Annotated in this window: 20 protein-coding genes; 7 read left to right on the forward strand and 13 right to left on the reverse strand. The window is 41.2% G+C overall.

The genetic code is table 11. From position 1 onward, the window contains the following. Window positions 1-62: 62 nt before the first annotated feature. From AAFX28_RS17520 to AAFX28_RS17540, 5 genes are all read left to right on the forward strand, one after another. Window positions 63-1,805, forward strand: a complete 1,743-nt coding sequence (locus tag AAFX28_RS17520) for a DEAD/DEAH box helicase (RefSeq protein ID WP_408689549.1) — start codon at window positions 63-65, stop codon at window positions 1,803-1,805. 131 nt (window positions 1,806-1,936) lie between these two features. Next, window positions 1,937-2,275, forward strand: a complete 339-nt coding sequence (locus tag AAFX28_RS17525) for a PepSY domain-containing protein (protein ID WP_408690896.1) — start codon at window positions 1,937-1,939, stop codon at window positions 2,273-2,275. A gap of 15 nt (window positions 2,276-2,290) precedes the next feature. Next, window positions 2,291-2,950 (forward strand): response regulator transcription factor, encoded by a 660-nt coding sequence (locus AAFX28_RS17530; RefSeq protein WP_408689550.1) that lies wholly within the window; start codon window positions 2,291-2,293, stop codon window positions 2,948-2,950. Next, window positions 2,940-4,283: an ATP-binding protein gene (locus AAFX28_RS17535; protein ID WP_408689551.1), complete on the forward strand. Its 1,344-nt coding sequence runs from the start codon at window positions 2,940-2,942 to the stop codon at window positions 4,281-4,283. Before AAFX28_RS17530 ends, AAFX28_RS17535 begins: the two co-directional genes overlap by 11 nt. A 126-nt stretch (window positions 4,284-4,409) precedes the next feature. Further along, the gene (locus AAFX28_RS17540) at window positions 4,410-5,150 is read left to right on the forward strand and encodes a DUF481 domain-containing protein (RefSeq protein ID WP_408689552.1); all 741 of its coding nucleotides are present in this window, start codon (window positions 4,410-4,412) and stop codon (window positions 5,148-5,150) included. A gap of 66 nt (window positions 5,151-5,216) precedes the next feature. Here the strand turns inward: AAFX28_RS17540 and AAFX28_RS17545 are convergent, their stop codons facing one another. From AAFX28_RS17545 to AAFX28_RS17600, 12 genes are all read right to left on the reverse strand, one after another. Continuing rightward, complete coding sequence (locus AAFX28_RS17545; protein ID WP_408689554.1) at window positions 5,217-5,669, reverse strand: hypothetical protein; 453 nt, start codon at window positions 5,667-5,669, stop codon at window positions 5,217-5,219. Next, complete coding sequence (locus AAFX28_RS17550) at window positions 5,662-6,351, reverse strand: transcriptional regulator (RefSeq protein WP_408689555.1); 690 nt, start codon at window positions 6,349-6,351, stop codon at window positions 5,662-5,664. The genes AAFX28_RS17545 and AAFX28_RS17550 overlap by 8 nt, the downstream gene beginning before the upstream one ends. A gap of 2 nt (window positions 6,352-6,353) precedes the next feature. Further along, window positions 6,354-9,422: an efflux RND transporter permease subunit gene (locus AAFX28_RS17555; RefSeq protein WP_408689557.1), complete on the reverse strand. Its 3,069-nt coding sequence runs from the start codon at window positions 9,420-9,422 to the stop codon at window positions 6,354-6,356. Further along, entirely contained in the window at window positions 9,409-10,614 is a 1,206-nt protein-coding gene (locus tag AAFX28_RS17560) for an efflux RND transporter periplasmic adaptor subunit (protein WP_408689558.1), read from the reverse strand. Before AAFX28_RS17560 ends, AAFX28_RS17555 begins: the two co-directional genes overlap by 14 nt. A 202-nt stretch (window positions 10,615-10,816) precedes the next feature. Further along, on the reverse strand, window positions 10,817-11,266 hold the full coding sequence (locus tag AAFX28_RS17565; RefSeq protein ID WP_408689560.1) for a hypothetical protein: 450 nt from the start codon (window positions 11,264-11,266) through the stop codon (window positions 10,817-10,819). Further along, window positions 11,259-11,903 carry a transcriptional regulator gene (locus tag AAFX28_RS17570; protein WP_408689562.1) on the reverse strand — a complete coding sequence of 215 codons (645 nt, stop codon included), beginning with the start codon at window positions 11,901-11,903 and terminating at the stop codon, window positions 11,259-11,261. The genes AAFX28_RS17565 and AAFX28_RS17570 overlap by 8 nt, the downstream gene beginning before the upstream one ends. Window positions 11,904-12,011: 108 nt before the next feature. After that, window positions 12,012-12,728 (reverse strand): DUF2931 family protein, encoded by a 717-nt coding sequence (locus AAFX28_RS17575; RefSeq protein ID WP_408689564.1) that lies wholly within the window; start codon window positions 12,726-12,728, stop codon window positions 12,012-12,014. A gap of 1 nt (window position 12,729) precedes the next feature. Beyond that, window positions 12,730-14,802: a T6SS phospholipase effector Tle1-like catalytic domain-containing protein gene (locus tag AAFX28_RS17580; protein ID WP_408689565.1), complete on the reverse strand. Its 2,073-nt coding sequence runs from the start codon at window positions 14,800-14,802 to the stop codon at window positions 12,730-12,732. Continuing rightward, window positions 14,799-15,581 carry a DUF4123 domain-containing protein gene (locus AAFX28_RS17585; protein ID WP_408689566.1) on the reverse strand — a complete coding sequence of 261 codons (783 nt, stop codon included), beginning with the start codon at window positions 15,579-15,581 and terminating at the stop codon, window positions 14,799-14,801. The genes AAFX28_RS17580 and AAFX28_RS17585 overlap by 4 nt, the downstream gene beginning before the upstream one ends. Next, complete coding sequence (locus AAFX28_RS17590; RefSeq protein ID WP_408689567.1) at window positions 15,571-17,634, reverse strand: type VI secretion system Vgr family protein; 2,064 nt, start codon at window positions 17,632-17,634, stop codon at window positions 15,571-15,573. The genes AAFX28_RS17585 and AAFX28_RS17590 overlap by 11 nt, the downstream gene beginning before the upstream one ends. Window positions 17,635-17,822: 188 nt before the next feature. Further along, window positions 17,823-19,094 carry an LssY C-terminal domain-containing protein gene (locus AAFX28_RS17595; RefSeq protein WP_408689569.1) on the reverse strand — a complete coding sequence of 424 codons (1,272 nt, stop codon included), beginning with the start codon at window positions 19,092-19,094 and terminating at the stop codon, window positions 17,823-17,825. A 17-nt stretch (window positions 19,095-19,111) separates the two neighbouring features. Beyond that, entirely contained in the window at window positions 19,112-19,840 is a 729-nt protein-coding gene (locus AAFX28_RS17600) for a glycosyltransferase family 2 protein (protein WP_408689570.1), read from the reverse strand. Between the two features lie 338 nt (window positions 19,841-20,178). Here AAFX28_RS17600 and rplY point away from each other — a divergent pair, with 338 nt between their 5' ends. Then, window positions 20,179-20,457, forward strand: coding sequence for a 50S ribosomal protein L25 (rplY, locus tag AAFX28_RS17605; RefSeq protein WP_408689572.1), 279 nt, complete (start codon window positions 20,179-20,181; stop codon window positions 20,455-20,457). A gap of 437 nt (window positions 20,458-20,894) precedes the next feature. Next, entirely contained in the window at window positions 20,895-21,041 is a 147-nt protein-coding gene (locus AAFX28_RS17610) for a hypothetical protein (RefSeq protein WP_408689573.1), read from the forward strand. Window positions 21,042-21,112: 71 nt separating this feature from the next. On the opposite strand, the gene AAFX28_RS17615 is transcribed toward AAFX28_RS17610, so the two are convergent. Beyond that, the gene (locus tag AAFX28_RS17615) at window positions 21,113-24,313 is read right to left on the reverse strand and encodes an AAA family ATPase (RefSeq protein ID WP_408689575.1); all 3,201 of its coding nucleotides are present in this window, start codon (window positions 24,311-24,313) and stop codon (window positions 21,113-21,115) included. Window positions 24,314-24,316: the final 3 nt, after the last annotated feature.

A 24,316-nucleotide genomic window follows, 5' to 3' on the forward strand; every position in this document is an offset into this window, starting at 1 on the left:
CTTTGTCAGGTGAGGTATTATAGTGCGACTAAACCAAATAGTTGAGCTATTTCACACATTTTATGTATACACTGCGTCCTTATCAGGCTGATTCTGTCAAAGCTGTTATTCATTACTTCCGAAAACACTCTACCCCAGCGGTTTTAGTACTGCCTACAGGAGCAGGAAAGAGCTTAGTCATTGCTGAACTTGCTCGTTTAGCTAAAGGTCGTGTACTGGTACTTGCTCACGTAAAAGAATTGGTTGAGCAGAACCATGAAAAATACGAAGGCTATGGTCTAAAAGGCTCTATATTTTCTGCAGGTCTAGGTAGAAAAGAAACCGACCAACAAGTGGTATTCGCTTCTGTACAGTCTGTGGTGCGCAACCTAGATCAGTTTAAAAATCAGTTCTCTTTGTTAGTAATTGATGAATGCCACCGTGTTCCTGATAACAAAGACACGAGTTATCAGAAGGTTATCTCACACCTTCGCGAACAAAACCCCGGCATAAAAGTGCTTGGGTTAACTGCGACGCCCTACCGCTTAGGCATGGGGTGGATCTATCAGTACCACACACGTGGATTAGTCAGAAGTGAAGAACCACGCTTTTTCAGAGACTGTATTTTTGAACTGCCTATTCGTTACTTATTAGACGAAAACTTCCTGACACCAGCTCGAATGATGGACGCGCCAGTTTTAAGCTACGATTTCTCTCAGTTGAAGCCTGCTAACACAGGTCGCTATAAAGAAGCTGAACTCGATATGGTGATAGACAAAGCTAAGCGGGCTACACCACAAATCGTCGAGCAAATCATCCAACTTGCGCAAAATAAGCAAGGCATCATGATATTCGCAGCAACAGTCCGCCATGCTCAAGAAATCTACGGACTCCTGCCACAAGATCAAGTCGCGATAGTGATTGGTGATACCCCTACACCGGAGCGTGATGCCATTATTCAGAACTTTAAAGATCGCAAGATCAAGTTCTTGGTAAATGTCTCGGTCCTAACAACGGGATTTGATGCGCCGCACGTAGATCTTATAGCGATTCTTCGCCCAACTGAGTCCATTAGTCTTTACCAACAAATTGTGGGGCGTGGTCTACGTTTGTCTCCAGGAAAAGATGAATGTTTAGTGTTGGACTACGCAGGTAATAGTTATGACCTTTACCAGCCAGAAGTAGGCGATGCTAAACCGGATTCTGACAGTGAAATCATCACCATCCCTTGCCCCGCTTGCGGCTTTAACAATAATTTCTGGGGCAAGCTAGATAACAATGGCTACCTAATTGAGCATTTCGGGCGTAAATGCCAAGGCTTTTTTGAAGATGCTGAAACCGGCGAGCGAGAACATTGTAACTACCGCTTCCGCGCCAAGTATTGTGGTGATTGTGGCGCGGACAATGACATCGCAGCTCGAATTTGCCATGAATGCGATGCCACCTTAGTCGACCCTGATAAAAAGCTTAAGGAGGCGTTAAATCTAAAAGATGCGTTGGTATTTGAATGTTTAGAGATGAACCTGAGTGTCCATAAAGATGATAAAGGCAAAAGCAGTCTCAAAGTCTCATACGTTGGTGAGAACCAAGCTCAAGTCAGTGAATTTTGGTCTCTTACCACGAAAAACCAGAAGCAACGATTTAAAGATCAGTTTGTCCGCCCTCACCTAGCCGACAAACACCGACCATTTGAAGAGGCTTCACCAACCAAAGTGGTCAACAGTCAACATCGCTTTCGTCCACCTCAATTTGTCATCGCACGTAAATCCGGACGATTTTGGAAGATGCGAGACAAAATATTTGAAGACGAACTGTCAAATAGTTAACCATTCACTTGGGGTTCATTTTTGACAAGGTATACTGTTTACAGAAATTCATTAAAGGTAAGATTATGTTCAAGCGACCGCTTTTCAGTACCGCAACAATATTAACTTGTCTATTGATTGCTTTCCCTAGCATGGCGAAAAAACATGACCATCACGATCAAGATGGCCATGCATTGGTACAAGACGTCCATAAACCCGGTGCTAGAATTGAATTTGAAGAAGACCAAGACGAAGTCTATGAAGCGGTCAAAAAAGGTTACATTCGCCCGTTTTCAGAAATGTATGCGGCTGTGGAGAGAGATCTCTACGGTAGGATCATCCACGTTGAACTTGAAGAAGATGATGATATCTGGGTCTATGAACTCAAGATAAATCACGACAACAACATCATTAAAGTTGAGTACAACGCTGAGACTCTAGAAATGCTGCAAATTAAAGGCAGAAACCTCAAACAAGCACTAAAAAATTAAGAAGATAAAAAGCTTATGAAAATTCTTGTAGTGGAAGATGAACCTCGTTTGGGCGAACAAATCGTCGAAACATTAGAACAAACCGGTTGGGTACCTGAGCTTTCTCAAGATGGTATCGACGCACTGTATCGCGCGACATCTGAAGAGTGGGACGCGATTGTCCTTGATTTGGGTCTGCCAAAACTTGATGGTCTAACGGTTCTCAAAGGTATTCGTGACGAAAACATCAATACCCCAGTCGTAATATTGAGTGCACGAGACACTCTAACTCAACGAGTAGAAGGACTGAATGCAGGCGCAGACGACTACTTAACCAAGCCTTTTGAAATGGTTGAGTTAACCGCACGAATCCGCGCCCAACTGCGTAGAGCTTCAGGAAATGCTTCCCCAGTTATGCAGATTGGCAACTTAAGCTTAGATACGCGTACATCAAAAGTTATGTGGCAAGGTCAAGCAATTAGCCTTACCGCACTTGAGTACAAGGTTGTTGCCTACTTTATGCATAACCCTGAAAAAGTAATTTCACGAACGGAGTTAGTGGAACACATCTACAAGCAAGATTTCGACAGAGACTCGAATACTATCGAAGTGTTCATTGGTCGAATCCGCAAAAAGATTGCGCCAAAAGTCATTAAAACAGTTCGTGGCTTAGGGTATCAGTTGAATGCCGAATAATAAGCGCTCTCTGCTTAAACGCCTTAGTTTAAAAAGCCGCCTCGTATTGGCGGCGATTGTGTGGCTAACGGCAATGGTGATAGCGGCTGGTGTCAGCGTACCGAATCAAGTCTTCAATTATATGGTCGATGACACCAAGTCACAGCTCACCATCTACATGGACGAGATTTCTGCTTCTCTGGAAGCTGACGAGCAAGGCATGCTCACTCTTACCAGTAACCTTTCTGATCCGCGATTTAATCGTCCATATAGTGGACTTTATTGGTCAGCGAAAACAGACTCCGACCTTTTACGTTCTCGCTCTCTTTGGGATCAAACGATCGAATCCAAAAAAGGCATTAAGAAAGAGTTTTTTGGCGCTAAAGGCGAGAAGCTTATCTATCTAAAGACAACGCTCTACTACCCTGATTTCGACGGCCCAATTGAAGTATTACTCGGTATTGACGAGCAACCAATCGAAGACACCGTCCGAGATTTGATGAGCCAGCTTTGGATCATTCTTGCACTGCTCTACTTTGGTGTTCTAGCAGTCATCATGCTTCAGGTCCAGTGGTCTCTGCACCCGTTAACCAAAATGCACAAAGAGCTCTCTCAACTTCGCTCTGGCGAGAAAAAACAGCTCGAAGAAGAGTATCCAAAAGAAGTTGCTCCTGTGGTTTCTGATTTAAATGCATTGGTTTTCCACTATCAAGAGTTACTTGAACGAGCTAGACACCACGCCGGAAATTTATCGCACGCTTTGAAAACGCCTCTTTCTGTATTGAAGAATGAGATTCGAAGTTTCGATGAAGGCACTCAGCAACTGCTACAGCCACCTGTCGATCAAATTCAAAGCCAGATAGATTATCATTTAGGCCGTGCTCGGATGGCAGGTTCTAAGAATATTTTATCGGTACGGGCGAACCCTTCTGAACGTGTTGATGCGATCTCTATGGCGTTTGATAAAGTCTATGGGATTCGCGAAGTGACATTAATCAATGAACTCGACTCAGAAATTGAAGTAGCGGTAGACCAAACTGATCTCGATGAAATGGTTGGTAACCTTCTAGAGAATGCCTATAAATGGTCTTCTAGCATCATTCGAGTGCATTCATTTGAACCCGACGAAGGCGATATCGACATTATCATTGAAGACGACGGCCCTGGCATCCCAGATGATAAGATTCAACAAGCCGTTCAACGAGGTGTTCGTTTAGACGAGACAACCCCTGGTACTGGCCTTGGATTAAACATAGTAAGCGAGATGGCGCATAGCTATAGGGGTAAACTCACTCTAACTCGTAGCTCAATGGGCGGCCTAAAAGCTGTACTTTCTTTCAAAGCATCAAGCTAAGTCAAAAAGGCGATGTACCCACATCGCCTTTCCATCTTCTCACAACTTTTTAGCCTTATTCAGCACTGAATAACATCGTCTTGGAAGACAATACCGGCCAACTAATAGTACCTTTGTTGCCCCGTTATGAAGCTGTTCCGATACCTGTTGTTATTACTTCCCCTCCCAGCACTTTCCCAAGTAAATAGTGAAGACGGTGAACCTGAATCTCCTTTTGTAACTCAAACTAAGCTGGGTTTTATCTACACAAAGAACACTAGCTCGTCTTTATCAATTAACTCAGCTCTTTATCTTTCATATACAAAAGAAGCTTGGCTCCACAAAGCCTCTTTCGAAAGCTACTATACCGATGCAGATAACGTTGATGATGGCGCGAATCGCTACACCATCAACGGCGGTTCAACGTATGATTTTGACGAAACGAGCTTTGTTCGTGCAGCGAGTCGCTTTGAGAACGACCTTTACGGAACCTATCGAAAACAGTGGGTATTGATGGGAGGTTTTGGTATCTACTTGATGAACAGTGATTTCATAAAAACATCGGTATCCCTTGGTCCAGGTTACCGCATCACGCAAAGACAAGCTTTTGACTCCGAGCTGCCCAGTCAAATGAACTATGAAGTAATCGCATCATCAACAATCGATAGTGAACTAGTGGTATCAGAGCGTTTATCTATGGGAGCCACGTTTGATGTCGCCCACGGTGAAGAAAACACTCATTATAATGCCAAAGCTTTCATTAAAAACACGCTAATGGCTAACTTATCATTGGTGTTTGATATCGACTATATATACAACACCACAGTTGCTGAGGACCAATCTCCAGATGAAATCTACAGTACAATGAGTCTAAGCTATCAATTTTAGTTCCAACATGAAAAAGCGCCGCCAGTGTTATCTGAGCGACGCTTAAAGTAGAGTAATTGAGTAGTGTTACCCTTTAAGGTAAAGGGCGACTTTATGACCGACTAAGATGGCTTGGTCATTCCCTAAATCTACAAATTTCATCATACCGTCGAACGCACCTGGTCTCACAAATAGTTGTTCGATCAGCCCGTCTTTCGCATTCTCCAAATCCAATGGCGTGTGGGTATCATGAACAAACATCATCCCTTCATGGTTATAGCTGTAATCGCCTTTGCCTGAAAATCCTACCTGACTATTTGGTAGCATTGCAAACACCCCATACGTCTGGTTTTCTTTCAAAGTCAGTTCAAAACGCAACGGGAGTGACAACGAAAGATGGCCCTGCTCTTCGTCCATTTCGATATGTGACACGGTGTTACTCGTGAAATGACGATTTAACTCTGAATTATCAAGCAAAGCCAAACTACAACCCGCAACTAAGCCGCAGAACACGCTACCGAGTACTAAAGTCCTATTCACAATCGACTACCTCACTATCATTACTAAAACTGACTGATCGTCCATCCTTATCAACAAGTAGCGTTAGTTTTTCAAACTGATATAACGCTGGTGATTGATAAAAAACACTTTCTCCCGTGCTATTTGGCGTGTAGGTGCATTGATCATAAGTCGTCTTTTGGTAACCACTGATTAATGCACTACCACGTAATTGTTTGGTAACAACAAAACTGACAAACATCGCCGCTATACAGATTCCTAAAACCTTTATGTAAGGAATACTTCTATTTACAGGCTCGACTTTAGCCTCTAAGTCTGCCTCCAATAACTGAATTGGCTCTTCAACCTTGTCGACTGTAGGCTCGGCAATTACCTCTGACATACATTCGATTCGTTTCACTGAGCCGGTAAATTCGTACCCCACCCCGCGCTCAGTACGAATCACTTCCGCAGCTTTATCTTCTAGGCCTCGACGGCAACTTGAAATTGAGTGCAATAAGCTACTGCTCTCAACGATGATGCCTCTTTTAAGCCACACCTCATCCATTAGTTCTTGTTTGCTTAGAACTTTCCCACTATTGGTAAACATATAGCTCAACAAGGAGATCTCATTGATACCAATTGGGTGACGTATTTGGCTCTTCAAACTATGGATGAAGCCACTCGCTTCATCCAAGACGTGAGTATCATTGATAAGCAACATATTTACCTTCCTGTCACTAATTCAAGTGGTTCTTCTTTTTGAGTAATAGAAGCGAACGCGACATAAGCCATTGGTACAATAAACAATGAGAAGAAGGTTCCTATTGTTAAACCGCCAACCAACACCAAACCAATGTTAATACGCCCCAGTGAGCCTGGACCTTCAGCTAGCGCCAATGGCAGAGAGCCAATGATCATCGTTAATGACGTCATCAAAATCGGTCTTAGGCGTGATTTCGCACTCATTAACGCTGCAGCCATAACATCATGACCTTCTTTACGTTTTAGATTGGCAAACTCCACCAGCAAAATGCCATGTTTTGTCACCAAGCCCACTAGCGTTAACAAGCCAATCTTTGAATATAGATTCAAGCTATGACCAAACACACTTAGTGTCAGCAATGCGCCAACCAAACATAGCGGCACCGTTACCAAGATGACCAATGGGTCAACAAAGCTTTCAAATTGCGCAGCAAGAATTAGGAAGATAAACACAAGAGCTAAGCCAAAGACAACTTGCATGCCCGCTTCCGATTCGTTGAGCTCTTTGATGACTCCGTTGTACTCATAGTTCTGGCCACTCTTAAGCAATTTAGGTAGCTCAGCATCTAAGTAAGCTTGAATATCACTTGCACTAAAACCTGGCATTAGGTCAGCGGTTATCTCGGCAGCATCTTTACCACCGTAAGTTTTGATATTCGACTCTGCGGTCACCGGTTTGATCGATACAAACTGCGAAAGTGGCAGTCTTTGCCCTGAGTCAGAACTAACATACAGCTTATCCAGAACCTTAAAGTCTCCAAGAGCCTGACGATTCACTTGGACTTGAATCGGATACGTAAAGCCATCATCCGCTTGCAAGTCAGCCGCCTTTACTGAACCAAGGAAGGTCGAAATTGCGCTGGTCACGTTACCGTAGTTAACACCCGAAAGTACGATTGCGTTGCGGTCGATGGACAGATCAAATCGTAGCTGGTCTCTATGAGTCGAGTTCTTAACGTTGGATACGCCCTCATACCCTTCCAGCAGTTCAACCACCTGACTCGCGGTATCTGACAGAGCATCTAAGTCTCTGTTGACCGTCGTAAGTTCAAGCACCAAATTAGCCGCGACGCTTAAGTTGTCTGCAGAACGTACCGAGAAAGAGGTGCTGTACGCTGAAACCGTCTCACCCGCTTTAGCGATCATTTCATTAATGATCTCATCAGCGCTTTTTTCTCGCTCTTCCCAAGGTTTTAGCAATACATGGTTGGTTGGAGCCGTTTCAATGTAAGCTAAGTTCGCTTCAATCGACTCATTGCCGTCCAAAACCGCATTAACCTGATCAGCATTTTCTAAATCGTATAGACGACCTGCTCCTGCAGGACCATGCGATGAAACTTCAATAAAGCCTGTGTCTTCTGTAGGTAGAAGCACTTTTGGCATAAACCATACCGCGGCACCAGATAAAATAATAAGCGCAGATATTCCGCCTAGTACCAATCGCGGACGTTCAAACCAACCATTTAGATAAGCCATGTATTTGTCCGTCATGGTATCTAACTTAGCTTCGACCCATTGAAACCAGCTTGGGGACGTTGTCACTGACTTCAACATATATGCACTCATCATCGGCGATAGAGTCAGTGCAACAAAGCCCGAAATGATCACTGACGCAGCAAGCGTGTAAGCAAACTGTCTAAACAGATCAGCAGTTAAGCCTGACATAAAACCAATCGGCAGATAAACGACCGCTAAGGTCAAGGTCATCGCAATAACTGGAAAGACGATTTCTTTACAGCTTTTAAGTGCCGCATTAAATGGAGATTGCCCTTCTTCAATATGACGGTAACAGTTTTCCACTACAACAATTGCATCATCAACAACCAATCCAATCGCTAAGATAATCGCAAGAATAGTAAGAACATTGATACTGAACCCTAGCAAAGCCATCACAGCAAAAACACCAATCACACACACAGGTATGGTGATCAAAGGAATTGCCGCTACACGAAGGGAGCCTAAAAACAGCACCACTATTGCAGAAACCAGAACGATCGCTTCAATCAGTGTCATAAAGCCTTGATCGATCGCTTCTTCAATGAAGTCAGCTTGGTTGTAGACCATCTTCATTTCAATACCTTCCGGTACCTCCATGGACTCCATCGCGGTTTTCACTCTATTAGCAACCGTCACTGGGTTTTCAGTCTTTAATGGCAATACTTGCAGCGACATAGCCATATCACCATCAACATGAAGCATACTCGGTTCTAAGCTCTCTTCGCCCATCTGAATATCGGCAATATCACTGACACGAATGATCTTTCCATTATCGACACGAAGAACAAGGTCACGAACGTCTTCAATAGTAGTGACTTGGTTTACAGGGTTGATCGAGAAGTCTCGCACCTCACCTTTAATTGTCCCTGCCGTAAAGGTTGCGTTGTAAGTGCTTAATGTGCCAACCACATCAGAAGCACTGACATTAAGCGCCGCCATACGTTCAGGCTGTAACCAAACGCGAATTGCTCGGCTGGAACCACCATAAGGTCCCCACACACCACCAACACCCGAAACATTCTTAAATTGAGGGGAAAGCTGCTGATTGATGAAATCAAACATCTCCTGTTTTTCCATCGTCCCCTTATTCACAAAAGTAATGATATTACTTGGCATCGAAGTTTCGGAAGAGTCATCAGTTACGGTTGGCTTATCAGTCATTGCAGGTGGGAAATCAGAGATCCCATCTATCTTACTACGCAAGTTATTCATCAAACTCGCATACTCGACTTCGCTAATGCCATCCTCGAACTGAATCTTGAGTGAGCAGCTGCCTTCCTGGCAGTCCGTCGTCATGGTTTTAATCTTGTCCAAACCCGTTGCAGCAGTGATCATCCCTTCTGCTACGTTCTGCGACATAAATTCTGCACTTGCTCCGGTAATAGAAGCACTCACCGTCGCTGATGCAGTCTGGCGTTCAGGAAAGTACTGAATGGCAAGTTTCTGATATGAAACGATCCCTAGAAGCACAATCGCAATACTCAACACGGATGCGAGTACTGGATGCTTAATACATATTTCAGGCAGCTTCATTATTTACCTCCGCTGACGTATCTACTTTAGGCTCAGCAGTCTTATTCTCTTTAAGTTCTGGCAGGTCGTTATCTGTCGCTTCTTGTTTACCCTCATCGACGGGTTCTACAGGTAAGTTTTGAGCAGGCAGCGTCACAGGTGACTGAGCTTGTTGCGATTTGCTCTTTTTAACTGAAACAACGGAATCTTGGCTTAGGTTCTGACGTCCTGTCACAACAACGGTTTCCCCAATCGTTAAACCTGTATCAATCGCAACATAGCCATCGTTTGTGTTGTCGCCTAGTTCAACCAGACGCTTTGTTGCTTTGTCACCTTCGATTACCCAAACAAAGCGTTGTTCTCCGTCCGTGCCGATCGCAGTTTGAGAAACAACAACATCATCTGACTCATCACCTACACTTTGAGAGACTTTGGCGAACATCCCTGGAACCAAACGATTATCAGCATTGCTTAAATGAGCATGGACTTCGACTCGGCCTGAGTTTTCATCCACAAGAGGAGCGATATAGTCAACGTGCCCTGTAAAGGTGGTTTCACCGTACGCGTCGACTTTGAGTGATACGGGTTGGCCTAGCTTTGCTTTTCCGACTTCAGACTGGGAAATGGAGTAATGTACTTCAACTGGGTCAAGTTTAATCAGACTGACCAACGCCGTCGCAGCTTCAACTCGACTGCCGACAGAGTGTGTAAAGTTGGTTAGCTGTCCGTCAAACGGCGCGGTTAATTGGTAGCTTTGAAGGTCGGTTTCTTTCTGTTTGTAATCCGCTTTCGCTAAACTCGCTTGTTGCTTGATCTCTTCAACATCTTGCGCAGACATTGAGTCAGGTTGTTTTTTTATGAGAGCTAGAACACGAGCCAGTTTTGACTCCGCAAGCGCCAATGAGCTTTTCGCTTTGTCTAGTTCAGCTTTCGCTTGCGAGTCATCGAGCTGTGCAATTAAGTCTCCCTTCTTAACCACATCACCATCATTGAAATTGAGGAGCTTCAGCTTTTCACCAGCGCTGAATGTCAAAGCAGCAGAGTCCGTCGCTTTTAGTTTACCCACTTCATCAATCGTAGAACTGGACACTCTGTGCTGAGTAATTTCGACAGTCACAGGTACGCTTTCGACTGATTCTGCATAAGAAGGAAGGGTGGCAGTTAGGATACTAAGGGACAAAATAGACAGTGATAAAGTCTTAGTTTTATTCATTTCGGCGACTCTAATTAATGAAAGTTGCCGTTGTTATACCTAAGATTTTTTCGTCAAAGTTAGGGTTTTGTCAGCCAGATAATGATTCATGCTTAACGTACCTTAAAAAACATCAAAACATTGATTTTAAAAGATTAAAATACAAAAAAGGCCACATCTCATCATAATTGAAATGTGACCTTTTAGGTTTTTCAGCTCTTGGTTAATCCGTGTTTTCAGAAAACAAATATGAGTATCTTGGGGCTACCAGTATCATTTCACTGTCTGAAAGTGGGATACGCTTTAAATCTTCCAGCGAATGCATCCCTCGCTGAGAAAACATGATGTCAACGATCGTCGCATTGTTTGTTGATGGGAGGACTTGCTCCGAAGATTCCGGCATAAGAGAAAGACCATAACGCTGGAAATGATAGTCACCTGATGTATTGAAACCTACCTTTTGATCAGTAAGAAAATACATTTCATACTTACCCGAACGCTTTAGTTTGATCCCTGCATTCATCTTCATAAGGTGAATGCCTTCATTTGATTTAAGCACAATATTCGTTTCACTCGATAACGAATGATACACGGTAGGCGAGCCAACATTTGCTGCTAAGGTGCCAACCACACATCCAGAAGCGATACATGCGAGTAATATTTTTTTATTCACACTTCACCTCAACTTCACTAGGAATGTAACTGACTGAGCGGCCATCTTGGTCTATTAGTATCACCTGATTTCCTGTAGTGAATGCTCTAACATTATTGAGTACCTGTGGTTTGGAGTCATCCCCTGTTGGGACGACACATCCAAGATAGCGCTGCTCAGTATAGTCCGCATCGACCCAAGGAGAGCTTACTGCGTTATAAACAAAAAAAGCAGCTAACGCACTTAAACTAAAAGCAGCCAAGTAGAGAGTATTATTTCTCTTGATGGTGGTTGTGTCTGTCGTATTTTCGGTGTTTGAGGACGGTTGTTTTGTTTCCGGTTGATAAGGTGTCACACTACCGTTGAACTGATAACCGACTCCCCTTACGGTTGTGATGATTTCTCCACTGCGATCATCTAGCGCTTTTCGACACGTTGATACTGCGTGAAGTAGACTACTTTCTTCAACCACCACACCTTTTTTAAACCACACTTCGTCGAGCAGCTTAGCTTTTGACAACGGCTCTTGAGGGTGCTCAATCATGAATTGCAGTAGAGCGACTTCGTTGCCTCCAAGTGCGATTTTAACGCCACTTTCCCGTTCTTCTAAAATACCAGCAAGCACATTAAGTATGTACTTATCGTTAATCAACAACATAGGTAATAATCTGATTATTTTCGTTTTATTACCTTAACCATATCTTAAATTTCACAAAATGAAAAAGCCCAGCGAGTTGCTGGGCTTAGATTGTTTAGTTTAACTGGCCTAATCTATATCTGAATACACTTTATCAACCCTGTCCCAAGGAATTGGATCCAAAACAGCACCGACTTCTTTTGCTCTTGCGGCCATTTTCTTACCATAGTTGGCTTTGTATATGTCAGCGTCATTGCCAAATGTATCGGCTGTTAGTTCTGCCTCTGGTTTCAGCTCTGTAATGTATTTGTACTCACCACAACCCCGCAGCCACAATTTGGTATTTCCATTCGGGAGAAAGCCAAAAATGATATCTTTATTATAACAGTCAAGCTCAACTCCATCCCAAGTGGTAAATATACGCTTTTCGACCATTTCTTTTTTTAGACTATCTCCCAAGTCAAACTTAGTTAGAAAAAATCGTTGATTAGAAATTGAAGACCAATAGATATATACAGAATCGGGAAGAATTTGAGTCCCCATAACTTGCCCGCTATACCCCACAGGGGTTCCCAACACAATTCCGTACCCATCATAATCAGGTAAATAGCGGTGCATACGAGATAGCTCGGTTCTAAACAAATACTGCTGATCATTATGAAGAAATGAAGTCCAATCTCCTTGTTCGTTCACGCCATATGCTTGTGTAACTTTAGCAGGGTACAAGTGTGACATCGCGTATCCCACTCGCCATTTAGGCATATCGCTTGGTACTTCAGGTGTTTTAGCAAATGCATAAACATCACTAGGAACAATAAAAAGCAACATTAAGATAAGTATCTTCATATTAGCTTTCCTGTGTACATTCAAAAACTTTACGTGCATATGTGCTACCTACCTTATGAGGTATGTTTGCGATTGTACGATCAGAAGAATGATGTATAAGATTAGCCTGCATCAATTTAGACATTATTGAGCTATCTTTGACGTCTTCGATCCCATGTACGTTCAAAACTTGAAGCAATTTGCCTTCTTTTGCCTCACACAACGCTTTTCTACAGAGGTCGGCAAAATCGTAATTGCCAATTTGACTAGGCACAGAATAAAGTCCATCGCCTTCCCCAGTCCAGATAGCGCCAGATTTATCATCTAACGGAACTTTATAATTCTCTGCGAAGCCAAACATAATGCGAAGATACAAACGTGATAGATCTCCTTCAACAATTCGTTTCTTATATAAAGTCCCTTCCAAATTGACTTTATCATTCTTACCTTGACTCACTAACTTATAACCAATGGTATAGTCGTCTTTTTTCCAACCTAAATGAGCTTCATGTTCAATAATTTTGTTGAGTTTCTCCTCCAACGAAGCCTCTACCTCATCGTAGCTCTTACTACCCAAAACACTTGTCATTCGTTTAATCGGCTTACTTTCTAATAACGGTAATAAGTATCTTCCCTGTTTGTGATCCCCTAATGTTGCATAGGCCATTGATGACTGATAACCACCACCAATATCAGAATGAGCACCCGGAACAGTATATTCTTCAAACTTGTTGTTGGGATTAACTTTATTCAAACAAAAATTATATCGATACTCAGTTTTTTTATGAGCTGTAAGATGGACAACTTTGTCAATTCTACTCGGTTCCAACCAAAGTCGAACATCGCCATTATCATCGTTATGAGGGGTAAAATCTCCATTGAATGGGTCAATGATAGCGGCAACGGTATCAAACAGACCAACAAACTTAATGCAACATGAATCATTCTTACCCCAATCGAAGCCAGCCTTCAACGCGATTTTATTGGCCTTACATGCTTTAAGAAATTGACTCGAAAAACTCCCCTTCTCACCATCAACAACGATATTTACAAAATGCCTCGCTGCTGCCGCTCCGCGACTAAATCCAAACACATCTAGCTCAATATTTGATATACCTTCCGCTTTGGACTTTTGATAGCCCTCTGTAAATCTTATTTCTTTTAAACTTCTACAAAGCTGTTCAATACATTGTTCTACTTTAGCCTCAACACCATACTTTCCAAGTCCCATCCCTTGTCCAATACGCACTGATTCATCTGCAGGCCTTGTATTATCCGTTTCATTACCAGTACCAATCCCAGTTACATACTCTGGGTGAACAAACACTCTCTCATCTTCTAGATATACATCTCTCAAATACAAATCATGTAGCTTTTGAATATTCGTCAATTCGTTCGAAGCACTGCCATCAACTGCGTAATCTTCTTCCCAGAAAAAGTGGAACTTATCATTTTTGGGGTACTTGAATAATTCTTCAGGCCATTGAGTGACTGGCTTGTGCTTGTTTACCTCATACTTCGGGCGCCACTTATAGTAATACTTATCTAGCTCTTTCTTACCCCACTGTGCGCTGTAGGTATTATTAGCGGTACCATCAAAAAACATCCCTACACGTAAAGTAATAAAATTAAAGCCTCTTACTTGCAGCACATAACTATTGTCTGTAATGAGTCTTAGAGAGTCTGCTTGACCTTTTTCATGGCGTGGCGGTAATGTTTGCCCTTCAACTAGCTCAGTTAAGTCCCCAGCGGTAACGTTTACGAAGATCGCTTTGTCACCTTGGTCATTAACGTACTCATCTGCAAATTCTGAGGTTGGCTTAGTGTCATTATTTGGTTTGTGCTCATCTTGTTGAGACTCAATCAACCACTCTTCACTGTCTAAATGAAGTAATACTGGGCCTGGGGCTAACCCTTCAATGAAAACCGGTTCTTCACCCAACGTCACATTAAACTCATTCCCCGCTGCATCAGTTAAAGTTCCCGAAACACCAGAAAATGGCTTGTTGAACTCATCACGAATGAATATTTCTATCCAGCGAGAACACTTTTCACATGGAAGAATAAAAGGGCTGCTTCCTGTATCAATACTCATATCCAAGCCTCTTTAATCTTCTCTAGACTTTTTAACTCCTCAAATGTCAATTGAAACGGCTGCGAGAGTTCGCTCAAGTGCGTTTCAGTTTTGGTTGAAACTTCGATGAGAGCACACGCTTCCCATTGTTCTGGATCATAGCCCTTTGTTTTCGCTCTCGTCAGCGCACCACTAATAACCATCTCTGGAGCAGTAAGACGTTCCATCATTTGGGGAAGTAAGTTCCACCATCTTCGCTCAATGGACTTAGCATGGAGGTTCACGTTGTAAAGTGGCTTTAAATGACGCTCTTGAACTTTCCACCATACCCCTTCCTTGAGCGCAAATTCCTCTTGCGAGTTATTGGAGTAACGGTTCAGTGATTCATCTGCTAAAGCGACTTCATCTATATTGCCTAGTAAGTGGTTGACCTCACTCTGATTCATTACAGATAACATGGGTCCAATGACAGATTTATCGTAATAACGGAATACGACGTCCTCACCTTGGTAAGAAGCTAACAATAAGCTTCGTAAATGAGCCAGAACGTCGCTCATTTCAGCGGAACTATTTAGACCGATACCAAGATTTAACACCTTATCATCGATGCTTAATACTTCATTCGAAACGGGAATTAGCCAAGGAGAAAGGCTTAGAGTCGACTCGAACATAGGACCCGAAAAAAGCGGTACTGCATCATTAAAACCAAACCCATGGATTTCTACTGCGCATTTGTGAGCATGGTTGTCAGCTAACCAATAGGTCCCGCTTTCATATGATTTAAGCCAATCAGACAGCATTGTTTACCCCTTCTTTTGGACAAGGTTTCACAAGCGGAATATGACTTTCCTCTGCGGTTAACAATGCTTGGTGGCGAACTGCTTTTGAAACATCTGGAGCTTCAGGAGAAGAAACACCGATTGGACCACTTGCAATCTGCCCACTGTACTGAGTCCCTTTCCCTGCGCTACCTCCCGAATTTAAATTGATTGCCGGCCCTACAAGATGGACACCACTTGAATCAACTTTAACGAAACTACCACCGGCCTTGAGCGTAATTTCTGCTCCAGCCTCTACTATGATTTTTGCCCCAGATTTAAACGACACTTCTCGTCCAGCCTCAGCGCAAAGTTTGTTTGAGACTTGGTGATGTAAGCTACTATCCACAATATCACTCAGATCTTTGGTGATATTCGTTCGACATTCTCCATCTATCGTGGAATGTTTGTTTTGTTCAACATGCGTAAGCTGGTCATTTTCGACAATTAGATGACTGTCGTTTTTAATTGAAGTATTTACGTCATTGTTAACTTTGGCATTGAAGTCTTTTTGCCCATGGATATAAATCTGCTCTCGTTCTGAATGATCTTCAAAACTTAACTCATTGAATCCATTCCCTTGGTAAGACTCTGTACGAATGACTGTCTTCGTTTTATGCTCTGGTAACGGATAAGGTGGGAGGTTAATTGCATTAAATGTTCTTCCTGTAATGATAGGCTGATCTGGGTCACCACCTAAAAATGATACAATGACCTCTTGTCCAACTCTTGGCAGCGCTAACATGCCATATTCAGACCCCGCCCAGTTTTGTGACACCCTTACCCAACAAGAGCTATGTTCATCGGTATTTGAATAACGATCCCAAGGAAAGTGAACTTTAACTCGGCCAAACTCATCGGTGTAGATTTCCTCCTCATCAGGCCCGACTACAATCGCAATTGATGAACCATCAACAATTGGTTTAATTTGAGGGCTCAGCACCCACCGCTCAACCGAAGGAATCAAAAACAACTCATTTTTATAGGTTGTCGCTCCAACTCCTCCTTCTTCCTCCAATGCTTGTGGCTGCTTTGCTTCAATATAAATCGAGACCACTTGCCAATCTACACAGGCGTTCTTATCAAGATGTTCACTTAAAGAAAATCGAATTCCTGCCTGTAATCGCATGTCATCACTTTTCGCTTCAGCAGTATGATTGTAACGACTTAACGCGTTCATGCGGGTATTCACCAAGTTTTGGGCAAGGCCATCTCCTTCGTGATTGCCATGAAAATCAAAGTGTTCATAGCTTTGAGTATCTTGGTAACCATTGTCAGCCGTTATTCGTTCGTGTGAATATCGGTGATACGGATTTAAAAAGCTGTATTCATTTAACTCTACATAGCTAATGCCAAACTGCTTTGTTTCTATCAAGCTCGAAACACTAGCGTGTTCTGCTTCACCTCCGCTAGCGGGAGCATATCGAATATTGTCTTCTAGTTTCATTAAGCCAAGGCTTGTATCACTGAATACAACCCGAGTCTTAGCACCTTCATGATCAAAGCTAAATATGATCCCTTCTTCGGCCATCAGCCTATTGATAAAGGCTAAATCTGTTTCCCTGTATTGAACACAATACTCTCGTTGCTGGTATTCGTTTTGAAGGGAAAAGGCGTAGTTCACTATGCCCATTTCTTGTAACAAAATAGAGATGATTTCAGGCGTGGATTGATATTGAAAGATTCGGCTATTGTGCCGCAAAGATAACCGTTCTAATGAAGGAACAAGTTGGATTGAGTAAAAAGTATGATGGTGACCAGTATCACCTTTGGTGAACGACCGAACAATGCCACCTATTGTGCGCTCAAGAACACCATTTCGATAGAGTTCTAAACAGGCATTCTGGTCAACGATGAGATCAGGAGAAATATTCGTTCGTCGACTCGCTAGCTCAACTTGATAACAGTACCCACAAACAAGACCCTGCGCTTGTGCAATATCATTCGATAAAGATTCACTACCATGAAATTCGCGAACGACAAATACATCATCATCGACTCCCTCAACTTTTATTTCGAACTTCAGCCTTGGCATGATAAATCCTTTGCGCTAATCATAAGTGTTCTAATCAAAAACAAACTTATGCCTTAACGCAAAGTTAATGCCATTTTGACGATCGCCCTAATACCAACCCTTAAAGGCGATTAAGCAGAAAAATTTAGGCAAACAACTGCCCAAAACAAAGCAATAAATCACTTATGGGCAGCTTTTAGATAGCGGAATTACATTTCAGAAACCAGCAGCACTCGACCATCAGTAAAATAGTCATGCTCTTCGTCTAAAACGACAGGAGGTTTCAACAATGCAAGTTCTACTCTCTTAGACGGAAATTGAGTGCTAATTTGCTCAGCAAACCGATCTCGCTCCATATCTACATTCGGATCGACGCTATGTAACACCGTCAGAATTCCTGAATACGGGGTTAACTGTAGGCCATTATCGTAGCTCAGAGCACCCACCCAAAACTTCTGCTTCGTTACGGAATCAATACCCGCTTGCCACCAGCGAATGTGGCTGCGTTTCATTAGATCTCCAGGTAACTGAAAGGCCATTTCCTGTGGGATGTTGTTCCAATACAAATCAGATACTGGCGGCGTTTTATCTTTCAATAACTGAATGTATTCCATGAAATCTAAGTCATTGCGTGAAAATGTCTTGTTTTCAATCCAGCCTAAATCCAACATCAAGGCTCTCGGGTTATCTCCGTAATAAAGAATATTCACCGCCTGAGCATCAAATACCGATGATTTACCCGGATAGACTTTAAATGTCACATCCGTTGGTGCAATCTCAGTTTGAGCAAGCATTTTTGTCTTCGCATTCGCTTCTGCTTGAAAATCATCAGCATAAAAAAAGAAATGTGCATAGTTCGCATAAACCATCGAAATGACAAGAACCGCGGTAAACTTGGTGAATATAAAGCGCCAACGTAACCGCTTACCAATCAGATAAAAAGCGATACTGACACAAATCGCAATGATGCTAGGAATATGTTCCACAGCGATCGCTTTTGCTTGACCAATTAAGGGGAAACTTTCCACACCATAAGATAGGAGGTATCCCCAAGCCACAAACTGACCAACTCCTAACACGAGACCAATTGTTGAAAACAGCGTGAACCTTTGCCAAGTAATCTTTTGAGTACCAGCTATGAAAGGCACCACCCACGCAACTGGCCCAAGCAATCGAGCAAACGCCAATACATAGTTCCCTTTCTTCGCCATTAAATGTCGGCATCTAGCAATTGGACGACGTGTTTTGGGCTGCCACTTAGTTAACTTCTTCTGCGCAGGCATCCCCAGCTTTCGGCCAATGAAATAACTTACTTGGTCGCCAATAAAACCACCAAGAAGCACGGCAATGACTCCAGTGATTACACCTTGATGCAGCTGATAACCTGCCGCAATCAAGAAAGGCTCACCTGGTACAAATAAATTGGGGCCAATTAGTGCATCCAACAAAGCCCCAATGAATAGACTGAATCCTTCAAACATCGCAAGTCACCCGGCAGTTATTGCTCTTTGTAGTGACCGAACTTGTATTCCATCTCGTTGTTTCGCATTTCACCACGGAAGAAACGACGGATATTGGCTTTCAAATAGGTTGCGCCCATTTTAAACACACCATCTTGATCAAGACGTCGTGGGTCAAAACCAAATGTTAGGTTAAGGAATCTAAAGCGCCATGTTTTGCTCGCGCGTTTTACATAATCACAGTCTTCACAAAGAACAATTTCTTCATCAAATCCATTTAGCTGTTGATGTACGCGCTTTGTCGAGAAAATACATGCGCCAACTGCCGTCGGAAAAACAAACTGAGTCACAAACAAACCTAGGTTAAACAAGCCATAGCCCATTTTATGCACCAATGGGAGGTTCTTAGCACCCATATAAACGCCTGCCACTTCTAGCTGTTTATCTTCTAGTTGGCTAATAGCATTGGCTAGGAAAGTCGACTCTAGTTGAACATCAGCATCTAAAAACAGAATACGTTCATACTTAGCGAGCTCCGCACCTGTGTTTCTGCCAAGGCTTACACCTCGAGTTTCCATTTTGTGCACGGTCAGTTCTGGTAATGATGCCTCATAAGCGGCAACAACTTCTCTAGTTGCGTCTTCACTGTTTGAATCCACCACAATGACTTCAAAATCTTTGTGCGTTTGCTTGCTTAGGTCCTCCATCAAACGACCGATTCTTTTCTCTTCGTTTAACGTGATAACTACAATGCTTAGTGGGCCCATAATGTGCTCCTTATAATCCTGAATAGACATGTTTCTTTAACTTGGTATCTAGATTACAAGGGGTATACTTAACGGCTAGTGAGGGCTTTATTCAGATTCGGTTCATCATCTCATTTATACTCCGACCCAAGCTAGCTGAGTTAAAGTTAACCGATTGATTCTATTTACTCTTAAAATAGGGCTGAAACGCGAATATCTATTGCTAGGATTGGGATAGAGTGATAGTATCCGCGCTCGCTTACAGAGTTACTACCAATTTCTCTTGAGCGTTTACCACACATGACAAGGTCGCATTGTTAGTGTGAATATGAATATCTTAAATTTTTGAGAGTAATACTATGAAATTTGAAGCAGTAGTACGTACTGAACTAGGTAAAGGTGCGAGCCGCCGCCTACGTCACGCTGGTAAATTCCCTGCAGTTGTATACGGCGGTGAAGAAGCAGCAGTATCTATCGTTCTTAACCACGACGAAGTTATGAACCAAATGGACAAGCCTGAGTTCTACGAAGGTATCGTTCTAGTGATCGACGGCGCTGAAGTTAAAGTTAAGCCACAAGACGTTCAACGTCACGCTTACAAGCCAAAAGTTGAGCACATGGACTTCATCCGTATCTAATTCCCTACCAAGGAATTAAATAGGATTAAATCCAGCCTTTTGCATATAAGATAATCGGCCTTACCATCCGAGAAATCTAAAAATTCGAAACCCCGATGCTACCAACATCGGGGTTTCACCGTTTTTGAGCCCTCAAAAACGCTCTCAATTCTCTTCAACTTACTGAAACTTAGCCACTTTACCTGAACCCACTATAACCACATCATTTTTGGGTGGATTAAGTGTGGACGAATAGTGGACTTATACAGTAGTTTCTCTCTCAAATATCTTAGACCCATTTTCACCACGACTCAAATCACTGCGCCACTCCCCCTACTTTATTCTTTAACTCGAGAACATATCCGAAAGTGCCTCAAAGAACCTCTAAACGGTTTCCGAGTAAATCCTATATCAGTGTTATACTTTCGAATAAATTGCTTACTGACGAGGCTACAGAAATGAAAAAGATGACTTTGACCGAGCAAGAGCTACTCGAAGGATTGGATGCTCATACTGCGCATGCAGATGAGTTGGCGGAGCTGGTTAAGGGAGAGATGGATTTAGATAAAGTTGAGGAAGACAGCAGCCAAGAAGCTAAAAGCTGACACGAAATTAGATTGCTAATAGATAAGTTGCGAAGATTGGGCTATCTTCGTAGAAAAATAGCCCAAGATATTTAATCAGCTAGAGACTCTTCGACTCTACCATACGAAACAAGAGAGAAAAACTTAGATTGGCCTGAAGGTAACTTTACCTTCATTAACTCAAAGAAATTTTCATCGTGGGTAGATATCACTATCTGTCGATCTAAGTTAAGAGATACATTTCTTAGAAGGTCTATAGTTGAAAGGATATTAATAGAGTCCATTGATTGAATTGGATCATCGATGAATATACATTCACATGGCTCATTTTTATACCCTCCATTGTTAATTGCTCTTGCTAAAAATATACTTAAGCTAAGAACACTTATTTGCGCAGAGCTAAATGAAAGATTCGGAGAAATAAAGTCACTACTTTCTTCTTTTTGCACAAAGACATTCAATTGTGGATTAGCGCTATCTGGAAATGAACATTCAAATTTTATCTCTTTAAACTCTGGGTGCGGGTCAACCTTTTCATATATTCTATTAATCAGATCTTTATAGAAATATCCATCAACTAGGCTTTTTAAAGTACTCGTTATCTTTTCCAGATCATTTTCAAGGCTTTCTTTGAGAAAGCTCATTCTAGTGAAACGTAAATTTAATTGTGACAACTCTGTACTTAGTCTGGTTTTAGCAAACATGGCATAAAGCTCTTGAATCAATTCGTCGAAGATTGCCATTTCACTAAGCCCTTGTTTAATCGATAGTATTTTATGACTAATGTCTTTAAACATAGTTTCGACAGCATTATTAAGTTCAAAGAAACTTTTGTCATAAAGTGTATCTTTTAGTTCATTTACCAAACAAAAATCTATAAACCTTTTGTTCTCTGCACCTAGATGAGTATAATTCTCTTGTAGCCTAGATAATGAATTTCGCTCTAATTCTTTTACTAGTTTCACTCTTTCATTAGTCAAGCCGTCAATAGTACTTTCGATATCTTCAATATTACATTTCAACCTTTCTTGTTCAAGACCAAGGCTATCTAACTTTTGGTTAAACGTTAGTATTTTACTATCTAAACTAACACTAATCTTTTTAACTGCCTCGTTCGAATTAAGCGTTGAGATATCTATACCCATATCAGACAAAAAGCTTATGTATTCAATATAAAACTTTGCGTCATCTTCATTTTCAGTATTATTTGATAGTTCTAAACGAATAGCTTCGATTCTATTTTCAATTTCATTAAGTTCAGCATCTAACTGGATAATCTTTTCCGAAATGATAACATTGGAATTCTTTTTGCTTGATATTTCACCTTGATAAAGATCAAATAAAGATGATTTATCTAGAGATCGAGTTTCTTTACGTAGTCGATCAATAATATCTTCACTTTTATGAATCATAGAATTTAATGACATTAAATCCTTATCCAATGCCATTTTTTCGTTCGATAAAGAGATTTTATTTGTCTCTACATCTCTAAGTTTTGATTCGGTGTATAATTGAGCACCTTTACGAGACTGTTCATACTCAATGCTTATTTCTTGAATTTGACTTAGTAACTTAGATTTTTTTGTTTGTAATTCTTTTTCTTTGTCTTCGAGAAGACTATTACTACCTATAGCTTCACACAATTTATCATGAGTGTGGTGATCAGTTGAACATACCGGACATTGCGTTAATTCTTTGTTTTCATCAAAGCTGATAAAGTTTAAGCTATCATCAATTAAGCGAGATAAATTATCCCCGCGATTTATAAATTTCGATAATAAAGAATCAATAGCAACAATTTCTAATTCTAACCTTCTTCTATCTTTCACTTTTGATTCTAGAAATAGCAGGTCAATATTAACTTCTTCATACGACAAGCAGCTTTGGCGCATCCAAGATTCGTCGGTAAATTTGATGTTATTCAGTTTCGATATTGTATCATCAGCAACACGAATCTTACTTTCATTGTTGATAATTGATTTTTCTACCTTCTCCTTTCTCAAGATATATGCATTAAGAAGTTGGGTGTGCTCTTCAATGGACTTGTATGTAATATCTATATTACTTATACTTTTGTTAATTTTTTGAAGCGACTCAGTATTAGATAATAATTGCTCGGATAATAGATGTTTAGATGATTCTATTTTGTTCCTATTCTGTATTGATTGGTTCAATACAATCTCCAGATCGCTAGTGACCCGCTTACTTTCTTCTTGGTCTTTAATGATACTTTCGAATTTATTAAAGACTGATATCTTGGAAAAAATTGTTTCACACTTATGAAATTGATTTTTATATTCTTGGTTTACTTTAGTTAAATCATCATTGTACTTAGAATATCTACCAATTAGCTCAATACGTTCTTCTGCCCTACTAATTGACTCAGAAATTTGTATCTGCTTTTTAAACTTCTCAAATGAAATTTCTAAATTTTTTCTATGATCAGATATAATAACTGCTTCTTGTTCAAGCTGTTCCAGTTCTTTCTCTATTTTGGACTTCTCTAGCCCGACTAACAGTTGTTTTTCATTTTTTTGTAGTTCATCGAATTCTTCTTTGATTCCGGGGATATCGTATCCTTTCTTTATCAATGATTCGTAGATAGAATTTGCTTTTTCCCTAGTTTCATCGCTTATTGTAAACGAATCAATCTTGTCTTCTAGAGCTCTTATTTCCTTATCAAGCTCCTTTTCTTTCTTCCCAATATCACTTAAAAGTCGAGTTATTATTTGACGTTCACTCTCAATTAATCTAACCTTTGTCGGTTGGAATTCCATAAATTGAGAATATCTTAACTCAGCTTTATCCTCACGAAGAAATGAGTCAATTGCTTCCTGAGAAAGCATTACCTCTCTGAAAAAAGCTCTATCTTCAGGTGTATTACTTTCATCGAATTGATAATCTTTACTATTTTTTCTTGGTCTATCGATTTTTTCGAAGAAATTTTCAACAGTTGTCTCAATGGATATAGTTGTATTAACATTATCTGGAGCAGATCTATTTCTTAGAACATATTGACTCTGTGGAGTTTCTTGTTGCTTACTAAATTTTCCAATAGCATCAGCTATTTTGCTATTAAAAACTCTAGTACTTTGATTTCTAATATATCTAGTTATGTTTCTTGTTATACCATAGTCTACTGCGTCGTAGAACGAAGTTTTACCAAATCCATTGGGTGCATATATACATACTAGATTAGCAGTCGTGCCATCTGGCAATGTAAAGTCAAATGTGGCATCTTTTTTGTGGAGGTAACTTTTGAAAGCTTGAAGTTCTACTTTTTTTATCTTCATACT

It is taken from the genome of Vibrio sp. TBV020 (assembly GCF_046056895.1).
Taxonomy (GTDB): Bacteria; Pseudomonadota; Gammaproteobacteria; order Enterobacterales; family Vibrionaceae; genus Vibrio.

Bases quoted from the DNA above. Each gene is read 5' to 3' on its own strand.
- AAFX28_RS17520 (WP_408689549.1), top strand. From the start codon at position 63: ATGTATACACTGCGTCCTTATCAGGCTGATTCTGTCAAAGCTGTTATT.
- AAFX28_RS17525 (WP_408690896.1), top strand. From the start codon at position 1,937: ATGGCGAAAAAACATGACCATCACGATCAAGATGGCCATGCATTGGTA.
- AAFX28_RS17530 (WP_408689550.1), top strand. From the start codon at position 2,291: ATGAAAATTCTTGTAGTGGAAGATGAACCTCGTTTGGGCGAACAAATC.
- AAFX28_RS17535 (WP_408689551.1), top strand. From the start codon at position 2,940: ATGCCGAATAATAAGCGCTCTCTGCTTAAACGCCTTAGTTTAAAAAGC.
- AAFX28_RS17540 (WP_408689552.1), top strand. From the start codon at position 4,410: ATGAAGCTGTTCCGATACCTGTTGTTATTACTTCCCCTCCCAGCACTT.
- AAFX28_RS17550 (WP_408689555.1), bottom strand. From the start codon at position 6,351: ATGTTGCTTATCAATGATACTCACGTCTTGGATGAAGCGAGTGGCTTC.
- AAFX28_RS17555 (WP_408689557.1), bottom strand. From the start codon at position 9,422: ATGAAGCTGCCTGAAATATGTATTAAGCATCCAGTACTCGCATCCGTG.
- AAFX28_RS17560 (WP_408689558.1), bottom strand. From the start codon at position 10,614: ATGAATAAAACTAAGACTTTATCACTGTCTATTTTGTCCCTTAGTATC.
- AAFX28_RS17570 (WP_408689562.1), bottom strand. From the start codon at position 11,903: ATGTTGTTGATTAACGATAAGTACATACTTAATGTGCTTGCTGGTATT.
- AAFX28_RS17575 (WP_408689564.1), bottom strand. From the start codon at position 12,728: ATGAAGATACTTATCTTAATGTTGCTTTTTATTGTTCCTAGTGATGTT.
- AAFX28_RS17580 (WP_408689565.1), bottom strand. From the start codon at position 14,802: ATGAGTATTGATACAGGAAGCAGCCCTTTTATTCTTCCATGTGAAAAG.
- AAFX28_RS17585 (WP_408689566.1), bottom strand. From the start codon at position 15,581: ATGCTGTCTGATTGGCTTAAATCATATGAAAGCGGGACCTATTGGTTA.
- AAFX28_RS17590 (WP_408689567.1), bottom strand. From the start codon at position 17,634: ATGCCAAGGCTGAAGTTCGAAATAAAAGTTGAGGGAGTCGATGATGAT.
- AAFX28_RS17595 (WP_408689569.1), bottom strand. From the start codon at position 19,094: ATGTTTGAAGGATTCAGTCTATTCATTGGGGCTTTGTTGGATGCACTA.
- AAFX28_RS17600 (WP_408689570.1), bottom strand. From the start codon at position 19,840: ATGGGCCCACTAAGCATTGTAGTTATCACGTTAAACGAAGAGAAAAGA.
- rplY (WP_408689572.1), top strand. From the start codon at position 20,179: ATGAAATTTGAAGCAGTAGTACGTACTGAACTAGGTAAAGGTGCGAGC.
- AAFX28_RS17610 (WP_408689573.1), top strand. From the start codon at position 20,895: ATGAAAAAGATGACTTTGACCGAGCAAGAGCTACTCGAAGGATTGGAT.
- AAFX28_RS17615 (WP_408689575.1), bottom strand. From the start codon at position 24,313: ATGAAGATAAAAAAAGTAGAACTTCAAGCTTTCAAAAGTTACCTCCAC.